Source organism: Ilumatobacter nonamiensis YM16-303, from assembly GCF_000350145.1.
Lineage (GTDB): Bacteria > Actinomycetota > Acidimicrobiia > Acidimicrobiales > Ilumatobacteraceae > Ilumatobacter_A > Ilumatobacter_A nonamiensis.
On record NZ_BAOL01000050.1, the window covers coordinates 1 to 9,848 of the forward strand.

A 9,848-nucleotide genomic window follows, 5' to 3' on the forward strand; every position below is an offset into this window, starting at 1 on the left:
AGTTCGCGCACGGAGCGCGGGAACAGTTCACGAGTTGGTGTCAGGCGGTGGGGTGGACCATGTCGGCCGGGTCGACCCAGCGATCGAAGTCATCGCCGGCGACGTCGGCGACCTCGGCCGCGGCCTGGCGAAGCGTGACCCCGGCCGAGGCCGCGTGTTGGGCGATCTTCGACGCCGAGTCGTATCCGATGTGGGGCACGAGCGCGGTCACCAGGGCGAGGTTCATCTCGAGGTTCGCGTCGATTCGTTCCGGGTTCGGCTCGATCCCGACGAGGCAGCGATCGGTGAACGACACGAGCGCTTCCGACAGCAACGAGATGCTGTCGAGCGTGGCGTGGAGGATGATCGGCTTGTAGGTGTTCAGCTGGAAGCTGCCCTGCGAACCGGCGAACGCGACCGTCGCATCGTTGCCGAACACGTGAGCGGCGACCTGGGTGAGTGCTTCGGCCTGGGTGGGGTTGACCTTGGCCGGCATGATGCTCGACCCCGGTTCGTTGGCGGGGAGTTTCAGTTCCCCGATTCCGTTTCGTGGCCCGGACGCGAGCCAGCGGACATCGTTGGCGATCTTGAAGCAGGCCAGTGCGAGTCCTCGAACGGCCGCGCTCGCGGCGACCATGGCGTCGTGACTGGCCGTCAATGCCATCGGTTCGGTGGCGGCGGTCAGGTCGTGGCCGGTCAGCTCGCCGAGGCGACCGGCGACGGCCGGGCCGAAGCCGACGGGCGAGTTGAGCCCGGTGCCGGTCGCGGTGCCTCCGATCGCCAACTCGCGGAGCGTCACCTCGGCCGACGCGATCGCCTCCCGAGCGGACCGCAGCTGCTGTTCCCAGCTCCCGATCTCCTGGCCCAGCGTCACAGGTGTCGCGTCCTGGAGATGTGTTCGCCCGACCTTCACGATGTCGCCGAACTGCTGCCGAAGGTCACCGAGGACCGCGATGGCATGGTCCACCGCCGGGTACATGCTCTCGTCGAGCGCGGAGATCGTGGCGAGGTGCATGACGGTCGGGAACACGTCATTGCTCGACTGGCTCGCGTTCACATGGTCGTTCGGATGCACCGGACGCTTCGTGCCGCGCTCCTCGCCCGCGAGTTCGTTGGCACGGTTCGCGATCACCTCGTTGACGTTCATGTTCGTCTGGGTTCCCGACCCGGTCTGGAAGACGACGAGCGGGAAGTGGTCGTCGAGCGAACCATCGATCACCTCCGCCGATGCCCGGTCGATCAACTCGGCGATGCGTGTGTCGAGGATGCCGGCATCCAGGTTCGCCGCCGCGGCGGCTCGCTTCACGAGGCCGAACGAGCGAATGAGCCCCCGCCCCCACACGTAGTGGGGCTGCCCCGCCGGGAAGTTCTCGAGACTGCGCTGCGTCTGCGCGCCCCAGAGTCGAGACGCGTCGACATCGACGGGTCCGAGTGAATCCGTTTCCGTCCGGACCTCACGAGCGTTCATCGCACGACGATTTCTGGCATGGGTCGACCTCCTCTGCGGGTGTTCCCCGACGCCCCTCGGGCAAACGTATCCGGCCCGGGACAAACGGCGTACATGTACTTCAGCCTGGTCACGATGACCACCGTGGGGGTCGTGACGGCGGGTGCTCGAAGGTGCCTGCCCAGCGCACTGGAGCGCCGTACGATGCGGACACCCTCCGACCGAAAGGGACCTTCGTGAACCGACTCCTGTTGTTGCCGATCCTGTTGCTCTCCATCGCCGCGTGCGGGTCCGATCCCGACGACTCCTCCGGTGCCGGTGACGACGTGATCGAGATCACGGGCAACCTCACCTATCTCCCACGGATCGCGCTGGTGCCCGGGGGGACGGCGACCGTGACCCTCGAAGACGTATCGGTTGCCGACACGGCTGCGCCGGTGATCGCCGAGCAGACGATCGAGCTCGACGACCAACAGATCCCGATCCCGTTCGCACTGTCGGTCGATCCGGCCGACCTCGAGTCGAGCGGCATGTATTCGGTGCGCGCCGAGATCACCGGAGCCGACGGCTCGCTCAACTGGACGACCGACACGGCCAACATCGTCGAGGCCGACGGCGGGAGCGTCGACCTCGGAGATCTCGTGCTGATCCAGGTCTCGCCGAGCGAGGCCGACGGGGACGCGACCCCGTTGAGCGGAGAGTGGACCGTCACCGAGATCGACGGCACCCCCGTCGTCGAGGAGACGGCGGCCACGCTCGTGTTCGGCGACGACGGCACCCTGGCGGGAACGACCGGATGCAACTCGTACACCACCGACGTCGAGATCGACGGTGACCAACTGGTCCTCGGCGAGATCGCGGTGACCCTGATGGCGTGTCTCGGCGAGGTCGCCACGCAAGAGGCCGCGTTCCTGGCGATTCTCAACGACAGCCCGACGTTCGAACTCATTGCCACCAACCTTCAGCTGATGATCGAGAGCGCGTCCGGCTCGACGCTGTCGGCAAGCCGCTGACCCGGTCCTGCGGCCAGCTACCGTCTGATCGTGGAGCAGGAAGGGGCCAACCCGTCCGTCGACGACTCGGATCGCGACGACATCGATCGTCACGGTGGCCGTGACGAGGCCTCGATGACCCCGCTCGGGTCGTCGACTGCGTGGATCCGACGAGTCGTCAAGGTCACGCCGACCGACGACGAGGAGGCGGCGCTCGACGAACTGATCCCGCGCGGCGACGACTTCCTTCCGTACCTGCGCCGCTTCTCGATGCTGACCGTGTTGTCGGCGAGCATCGCCGCGTTCGGCTTGCTCTCGGACTCGGCCGCAGTCGTCATCGGGGCGATGCTCGTGGCGCCCCTCATGACCCCCATCACCGCCGCCGCGGCCGCGACCGTGCGGGCCCAGAACGACGTGCTGGTGCGCTCCATCCTCGTCATCTTCCTCGGCGTGGTCCTCGCCATCGGGGTCGGTGTGGTCACGTGTGCGATCGCGGGATTCGACATCGCCTCGGAGGCCGATCTGCCCGACCAGGTCGCCCAGCGCACCTTCCCCGGGCTGCTCGATCTGGGCGTCGCGATCACCGCCGGTGCGGCCGCGGGATACATCAGCACGCGCCGATCGACGACCTCGGCCCTGCCCGGCGTCGGCATCGCGGTGGCGCTCGTCCCGCCGCTCGCGACGGTCGGCATCCTGATCCAGCTCAAGCTGAACTCCGCGGCCCAGAACGCGTTCCTGCTGTTCCTCACCAACCTCGCCGCGATCGTTTTCGCCGCATCGGTGATGCTGCTGTTGTCAGGATTCCGTCCGCAGGAGGAGCGTGCTCGTCGGTCGGTCCGGCTGCGCCTGTCGGTCACGTTGCTGGCCGTCGCCGTCGTCGCGATTCCGTTGACGCTGCACACGCAGGCGACGGTGCGCGACTCCAACCTCCGGCGCGCCGTCACCCAGGCGGTGGTCGAGTGGGACGCGTCGGTTCGGGTCATCGAACTGACGGCCGACGTGGTCGACGGGACGGCGCACGTCGAGCTGATCGCATCCGGACCCAACGAGGTGCGTCCGGCGTGGAGACTGGCGGACCTGGTCCGGAGCACCTTCGGTCGACCCGTCGACCTCGAGCTGCGGTACGAGCGCGACGAGTTCTACGCGGTCAGCTCGCGATGACCGGCAGGTTCAGGTCGGCCCCGGTCGTCGCGCTGGTCGTGGGATCGGCGATGTCGCTCGCAGGTTGCCTCAACGACTCGGAGATCGACGAGGACGACATCGTCGTCTTCGGTCCCTATCGCACGGTGGAAGCCGATCGGTTCGTCGAGTCCCTCGAGGTGTTCACGGACACCACCGGCATCGACGTGCGCTACACCGGCAGCAGCAACTTCGTCAGCGACCTGGCCGAGCGGATCGAGAACAACGGTGCGACGCCTGACGTGGTCGTCGTTCCGCAGCCGGGCCTGGTGCAGAGCATGGTCGACGGGGGTGAGGTGGTCCCGCTCGACGCGGCGGCGCGCGACGCGCTGCGTGCGAACTACGAGCCCGACATCGCCGATGCGGCGATCTTCGACGGCCAGGACTCTGCTGTTCCGTACCGCCGCAGCCTGAAGAGCATCGTCTGGTTCCGGCCCGACGTCTTCGAGGCGGAGGGATGGGAGGTGCCGCGCACCCTCGACGAACTGGAGTCGTTGGCGGAGGCGATCGTCGCGTCCGATCGCGACATCGCGCCGTGGTGCTTCTCGCTCCAGGCCGGAGATCAATCGGGGTGGGCCGCGACGGACTGGGTCGAGGACATCGTCGTGCGCCGATCGGGCGTGGACGTCTACGAGGACTGGGCCGCAGGGCGGATCGGGTTCGCCGACTCCCGGATCGAGGCGGCGTTCACCGAGTTCCAGGAACTGGTCCTGGCGCCCGGTCGGGTCGCCGGCCGGTTGACCGCCGTCGTGGCGACCCCCGTCGAGCTCGCGTGGGAACCTCTCCTCGCGACCGAACCCGGATGTGCGATGTACAAGCAGGCCGACTTCGCCCTCAACTGGATGCCGAGCCTCGACGTGGGCCCGGACGGCGGGATCGACTGGTTCGCACTCCCGGACGTCGACGAATCGGAGCCGCCGCTGCTCATCGGCGGCGACCTGATCGTCGCTCTCGACGATCGACCCGATGTCGCCGAGCTGATGGAGTTCCTGGCCGGAGTCGCCGCCGGCGAGTCGTGGGTCGAGGAAGGCGGATTCATCAGTGCGAAGTCGTCGATCGCGGTGGGCGCCTACCCGGATCCGGAGCGGCAGTTCATCGAGACGTTGGCCGATGCGCCGGCGCAGGTCTTCGATGCGTCCGATCAGATGCCTCCCGAGATCGGGTCGGATCTGTTGTGGGACGAGATCACCGGATGGGTGACCGGGTCATCGAGCTACGACGACTTCGCGGAGACGATGGACACGGCTCGCGACGCCCACGACGCCGGCTGACCACGAACACACGGAGATACCGCCGAGACTTCGGTGTCGACCCGGTGTGGAACCGGTGGTGTCAGTCGGTGACCAGTTCGCGGACGCGTGCCAGGAGCACGTCGAGGGCGGGACGGTTGAGGCCGCCCTCGGGGATGATCACGTCGGCGTGGCGCTTGCTCGGCTCGATGAAGCGTTCGTGCGCAGGCTTGACGGTGCTGAGGTACTGGTCAATGACGGACTCGGCCGTTCGCCCGCGTTCGGCGACGTCGCGCCGGAGTCGGCGGATGAGTCGGATGTCGGCGGCGGTGTCGACGAAGATCTTCAGATCGAACCGTTCGCGCAGCGCGCGGTCGTAGAGCACGAGGATCCCATCGACGACCACGATGCGATTGGGGTGAACCTCGCGAGTGTTTCCCGACCGGTTGTGCTGGGCGTAGTCGTAGATCGGAACCGCCACGCTCGCGCCGTTCGCCAACGCGGCGAGGTGGTCGTTGAGCAGCGGCCAGTCGAACGCGTCCGGGTGGTCGTAATTTGCCGTGCTGCGTTCCTCGAGGCTCTCGCCACTGCGATCGAGGTAGTAGGAATCGAGTTCGATCAGCGACAGATGCTGCTCGCCGGTCATCTCCGCCAGACGCTCCGAGATGGTCGTCTTTCCCGAGCTACTGCCGCCGGCGACGCCGATCAAGAAGGGCCGTGTCACGTGGCGCAGCATAGATCGTCCCGGTGCTGCACCCGTTCGAGCGACACGCGAGCCTCGATCCACGGGGTCGCTCGTCGTCGTTTCCGTGGAGTTCATCCGGACAATTCGGCGGGGTGCTTGTAATTCGCGGCGTCCGCGAGCCAACCTGTCGGGTGATGCTGTCCGAACGTCACGCCGCCATGCTCGATTTCGAACGCTCGTGGTGGAACAACGACGAACCTCGTGAACAAGTGATCCGCGCGCGCTTCCAGTGCTCGCCAGACGAATATCATGCGGAGCTGACCACGGTGCTCGACGATCCGGCAGCGATGGACCACGACCCGCTCGTGGTGCGTCGATTGAAGCGGCTGCGTCTCCGGGCACGCAAACTGCGTCACGACGGAGCCGCTGTGGCTTCGTCGGGAGGCGGAGAAGGACATCACGCATGACGAACGAAGACTCCGCACTCGGCTCGAACCGGCGTACGCCCCGACAAGGAGTCGGAGGGTCGCCGGTCGGATCGTGGCTCACGATCGCGCTCGCGGTCATCGCCGTGTTGATCGGCTTCCTGATCCTGCGCAACATCACCGACGACGGTGGAGCGGCGGGCGACGATCTGACCACCCAGCCGGCCGACGACGCAACTGTCGGCGCGGGGTCCGGTCCATCGATCTCGGTCGACGTTCCGACAACTGATGCAACGACCACGACCACGTCCATGCCCCGGGTGACCACCGGTGCGACCGTCCTCGTCGCGAACGCGAACACCGTGGGCGGCTCGGCCGGCGCGATGACCAAGACGCTCGAACTCGCCGGCTACACGACCATCGAGCCCCTCGACGCGAGTGGACCGAACCTCGAGGATTCGCTCGTCTACTACGACCCGTCCCAGGCAGCGGCGCAAGACGTCGCCAACTCGGTCGCGGACGACCTCGGTGGTCTCGAAGTGCTCGAGCTGCCGACACCGGCACCGACGGCCAGCGGAGACATCGGCGATGCCGGGGTCATGGTGGTGCTCGGTGAGAACGAGGCGGGCAAGACGCTCGAGGAACTCGGCGGCACACCGGCCGAGGCGACCACCGAAGCACCGGCCCCCGCCGGCGGCGAGACGCCCGCAACGGCGCCCCCCGAAGAGGGGACCGCGGAAGCCGACGGCTGACGTCACGAGAGTTCGTCCTCTCGGGCGGACCGGACGTCAGCGCGCTCGAGGGTCAGGTCTGTCTGGACCTGAGCAGGTCGCCGACCGCTTGCTCGATGCACCGTTTCGGCTCCCCGAACGATGCCTCTGCGCCGTACAGCTCGTTCAGCACCGCGACATCGAGGTGGTCGAGGTGGGTTCCGAGGGTGTCGGTGTCGGCGTCGCCGACCACTGCGGCCACGGGGATTCCGGCGTCCGTTCCGAACTCGACCATCCCTCCGACCACCTTGCCCGCGAAACTCGTGGCGTCGAGTCGTCCTTCGCCGGTCACGATGAGGTCGACGGACTCGGCGCCTTCCGCGTCGAGCAGATCGAACACGCCGAGTTCGTCGGCGACGAGTTCGACCCCGGGGATCAGCCGACCGCCGACGGCGGCGAGTGCGCCGCCCAGGCCGCCGGCCGCACCACCTCCGACGACGTCGCGAACATCGGCGTCGAAGTCCTCGTCGAACATCTGAACGAGGCGTTCCAGTCGACGTTCCAACAGCTTGATCTCCGCGCGGGATGCGCCCTTCTGAGGCCCGAACACGGCGGCTGCGTCGGTGAACCTCGTGGTGACATCGCACGCGACGAGCAGTTCGACCTGCTGGAGTCGGGCGATCGCCGTGATTGCACGGATCGCGCCGAAACCGCCGTCGGTCGTCGCCGACCCGCCGAGTCCGACGATGATCCGTTTGGCGCCCGCATCGAGTGCGTGGTCGATCAATTCGCCGGTTCCGGTCGTGGTGGCGTCGAGCGCCCGGTTGTGCTCGCTTCCGCCGGCGACGACGAGCCCACTCGCCTGTGCCATCTCGATCACGGCGGTGCCGCCGGAGAACCGCCATCCGGCGCGGACGGGATCGCCGATCGGACCCGTCACGGTGCTGTGGCGGTTCGCGCCCCCGAACGCGTCGAGCAAGCCGTCCCCGCCGTCGGCCATCGGGATCTCGACACAGTCGATGCCCAACTCCCAGCAGGCGTGACCGATCGCAGTGGCGACGTCGCGGGCGCTGATCGACCCCTTGAACTTGTCCGGAGCGGCCAGGACACGCATCGCCGACAACCTAGTGGTGAGCGTTCCCGACGCCGCCGGTGCCGCGTTTCGGCACGCAATCCTGACTGAACGGGTAGGGATTGGCGATAGCGTTTCCGGTATGGCTGCGACCGTACGAATCCCCACCACGATGCGCCCTCTGACGGGCGGCGAGAAGCAGGTTGCCGTCGAGCCCGGATCGCTCGGCGACGTGATCGGCGCGCTCGATTCGGCACACCCCGGGATGCGTGATCGGCTGCTCGACGAGGACGGCTCGCTGCGCAAGTTCGTGAACGTGTTCGTCGACGACGATGACGTGCGCTACCTCGACGGCCTCGACACCACGGTCGGCGACAACATCACGGTTTCCATCATTCCCGCCGTCGCCGGCGGCTGATCCTGCCGTCGGGCGTCCCTCGACTCCGTCACCCTTCCGCGCGCCGCGATTCGACCCGGTCTCCTCGATCGGCGGGCTTCGTAGGATGTGCGCATGACCTCGCTCATCGCGAACTCGCGCACGGGTCCGAGGACCTGAGATGAGTCGGCAGCGCACGGAGCGGGTCGACGTGCGTCGGGTGACCGGGCCGCTCCCGGAGCGCATCGTCGACGAACGCGCGGACGACCTGATCGTCGAGGAACCGTTGTCGATCCAACTCGACGGGACCTTGGTCTCGACGACGATGCGGACACCGGGCCACGACGCCGAATTGGCGGTCGGGTTCTGCTTGACGGACGGCCTGTTGGCCGGGATGCCCGTGATCGACGTGCGCCATTGCGGAGACGTTCAGGCGGGGGAGTCGGAGCTCAACGTGATCACCGTCGACACCGGATGCCTGGCCCCGGCACCGACGCCTCGATTGGGCAACGTGTCGTCCAGCTGCGGCTGGTGCGGGAGCGAGCAGATCGACGAGTTGTGTGCGCGTCTCGATCCGCTGCCGGATTCGGAGGGCATCGATCTCGACGTCATCGCATCGGTCCCCGGCCGCGTGCTCGAGACGCAGGAACTGTTCGCCACGACCGGATCGGTGCACGCCGCCGCCGTGTTCGATCGGGACGGTCGGGTGATTTTCACACGCGAGGACGTCGGGCGTCACAACGCCGTCGACAAGGTCGTCGGTGCGCTGGTTCGAGGTGCCGACGACGGGGCCGGACTTCCGGCGACCGGTCTGGGCCTGTTCATCAGCGGTCGAGCGAGTATCGAGATGGTCCAGAAGGCGTGGGCCGGCGGGTTCTCCACGTTGGTCGCCGTGAGCGCGCCGACCGCGCTGGCCGTCGATGCGGCGCGCCGGGCCAACCTCGTCCTCGCCGGTTTCGTCCGCGGGGACTCCTTCAACCTCTACTCACCAGCGTGACGTGACGGGTCCGACCCGTCACGGAACGCTTTCGGGCGTGCTCGGTAGTCTGACCGGATGCTGATGGAAGACGGATTGAGCGTTGTCCACCTGTTCGCGAAGCCGAAGAAGAACCTCGACCGCGACGCCGTGATCGCGGCGGTCATCCAGGCCGAGGCTGCCGATTGCCAGGTGATCACCGCGTCGATGCTCGGGCACAAGGCCGACATGTGCTTCATGACGCTGTGCGCCGACTGGCGGACCCAGCGGACGTTCCAGAACGCGCTGCGCGCTGCCGGGCTTGATGTCGTCGACAGCTATGTGTCGATCACCGAGGTCAGCGAGTACGCGAAGGGCATGCCTCCGGAGATGCTGCGTGGCCGGTTGCATCCGATCATCCCGCCGGACGGTCTGAACGCGTTCTGCTTCTATCCGATGAGCAAGAAGCGTGAGGGTCACGCGAACTGGTTCTCCACGCCGTACGAGCGCCGCCAGGAAATGATGATGGAGCACGGCAAGAGCGGGCGAGCGTTCGCCGGACAGGTCGCGCAGGTCATCTCCGGCTCGACCGGCCTCGACGATTTCGAGTGGGGCGTCACCCTGTTCGCCAAGAGCCCCGACGTGATCAAGGAAGTCGTCTACACGATGCGCTTCGACGAGGGCTCCGCGCTCTACGGCGAGTTCGGCGCCTTCTACGTCGGTTATCTCGACCCCATCGCGAACATCGTCTGATCCGACCCGCCCAACTGCGTTCTCGTGAACAGTTCGCGCACGGAGC

Annotated in this window: 11 protein-coding genes; 8 read left to right on the forward strand and 3 right to left on the reverse strand. The window is 67.3% G+C overall.

Features of this window, described 5'->3' with window-relative positions; genetic code table 11:
* Positions 1 to 40: 40 nt before the first annotated feature.
* A complete protein-coding gene (locus ON45_RS06130) occupies positions 41 to 1,447 on the reverse strand; it encodes a class II fumarate hydratase (protein WP_040492750.1) in 1,407 nt (468 codons plus the stop codon).
* A 215-nt stretch (positions 1,448 to 1,662) separates the two neighbouring features.
* Between ON45_RS06130 and ON45_RS22560 the strand changes: the two genes are divergently transcribed.
* From ON45_RS22560 to ON45_RS06145, 3 genes are read left to right on the forward strand one after another with little or no spacing between them, the layout of a single operon-like run.
* Complete coding sequence (locus ON45_RS22560; protein WP_040492751.1) at positions 1,663 to 2,439, forward strand: META domain-containing protein; 777 nt, start codon at positions 1,663 to 1,665, stop codon at positions 2,437 to 2,439.
* Positions 2,440 to 2,469: 30 nt separating this feature from the next.
* Positions 2,470 to 3,579, forward strand: a complete 1,110-nt coding sequence (locus ON45_RS21165; protein WP_051062590.1) for a DUF389 domain-containing protein — start codon at positions 2,470 to 2,472, stop codon at positions 3,577 to 3,579.
* Positions 3,576 to 4,868 carry an ABC transporter substrate-binding protein gene (locus ON45_RS06145; RefSeq protein ID WP_040492752.1) on the forward strand — a complete coding sequence of 431 codons (1,293 nt, stop codon included), beginning with the start codon at positions 3,576 to 3,578 and terminating at the stop codon, positions 4,866 to 4,868. Before ON45_RS21165 ends, ON45_RS06145 begins: the two co-directional genes overlap by 4 nt.
* A 61-nt stretch (positions 4,869 to 4,929) precedes the next feature.
* Here ON45_RS06145 and udk read toward each other — a convergent pair whose 3' ends face one another.
* Positions 4,930 to 5,550: a uridine kinase gene (udk, locus tag ON45_RS06150; protein ID WP_083914484.1), complete on the reverse strand. Its 621-nt coding sequence runs from the start codon at positions 5,548 to 5,550 to the stop codon at positions 4,930 to 4,932.
* 155 nt (positions 5,551 to 5,705) lie between these two features.
* Between udk and ON45_RS24040 the strand changes: the two genes are divergently transcribed.
* Both ON45_RS24040 and ON45_RS06160 read left to right on the forward strand, forming a co-directional pair.
* A complete protein-coding gene (locus tag ON45_RS24040; protein ID WP_083914485.1) occupies positions 5,706 to 5,978 on the forward strand; it encodes a DUF3263 domain-containing protein in 273 nt (90 codons plus the stop codon).
* A complete protein-coding gene (locus ON45_RS06160) occupies positions 5,975 to 6,688 on the forward strand; it encodes a LytR C-terminal domain-containing protein (protein ID WP_040492754.1) in 714 nt (237 codons plus the stop codon). Before ON45_RS24040 ends, ON45_RS06160 begins: the two co-directional genes overlap by 4 nt.
* Before the next feature lie 52 nt (positions 6,689 to 6,740).
* Here ON45_RS06160 and ON45_RS06165 read toward each other — a convergent pair whose 3' ends face one another.
* Positions 6,741 to 7,760 carry a glycerate kinase family protein gene (locus ON45_RS06165; protein WP_051062592.1) on the reverse strand — a complete coding sequence of 340 codons (1,020 nt, stop codon included), beginning with the start codon at positions 7,758 to 7,760 and terminating at the stop codon, positions 6,741 to 6,743.
* 16 nt (positions 7,761 to 7,776) lie between these two features.
* On the opposite strand from ON45_RS06165, the gene ON45_RS06170 reads away from it, so the two are divergent.
* From ON45_RS06170 to ON45_RS06180, 3 genes are all read left to right on the forward strand, one after another.
* Positions 7,777 to 8,136: a MoaD/ThiS family protein gene (locus ON45_RS06170; RefSeq protein ID WP_241432156.1), complete on the forward strand. Its 360-nt coding sequence runs from the start codon at positions 7,777 to 7,779 to the stop codon at positions 8,134 to 8,136.
* A 139-nt stretch (positions 8,137 to 8,275) separates the two neighbouring features.
* Complete coding sequence (fdhD, locus tag ON45_RS06175; RefSeq protein ID WP_040492756.1) at positions 8,276 to 9,091, forward strand: formate dehydrogenase accessory sulfurtransferase FdhD; 816 nt, start codon at positions 8,276 to 8,278, stop codon at positions 9,089 to 9,091.
* Positions 9,092 to 9,148: 57 nt separating this feature from the next.
* On the forward strand, positions 9,149 to 9,802 hold the full coding sequence (locus ON45_RS06180) for a chlorite dismutase family protein (protein WP_051062593.1): 654 nt from the start codon (positions 9,149 to 9,151) through the stop codon (positions 9,800 to 9,802).
* Positions 9,803 to 9,848 lie beyond the last annotated feature (46 nt).